This window comes from Aquirufa salirivi, from assembly GCF_045310485.1.
Classification (GTDB): Bacteria; Bacteroidota; Bacteroidia; order Cytophagales; family Spirosomataceae; genus Aquirufa; species Aquirufa salirivi.
Window position 1 is genome coordinate 1 of sequence record NZ_JBEWZH010000041.1, and the last position, 327, is coordinate 327.

General features: G+C 43.4%; 1 pseudogene. It reads left to right on the forward strand.

What is annotated here, in order from left to right:
* A pseudogene (locus U0R11_RS13680) lies at positions 1-327 on the forward strand (hypothetical protein); the annotation flags it as partial.

The following is a 327-nucleotide window of genomic DNA, read 5'->3' on the forward strand; positions in this document are numbered from 1 at the left end:
AAGACGGAAGACCAAACTATCGAGATAAAGATTCGGATGGAGATTGGTTAGGAGATAGCGATGAGCGAGATACAGATAATGATGGAGACCGCATTCCAAATTACTTAGATGATGATTCGGATGGCGACGGAATTCCAGATGCATGGGAAGGAAAAGATAAGTGTAGAGAATGTACCAATTCCAATGATGACAATGACAATGGATGGGATGATCGTGGAGAATACAAAGTGGTAATTGATTCGGACAAGGATGGATCACCCGACTTCTTGGACTTAGATTCAGACAATGACTGCATCCGTGATGGAGTAGAAGGTGGAGCAGATTGGG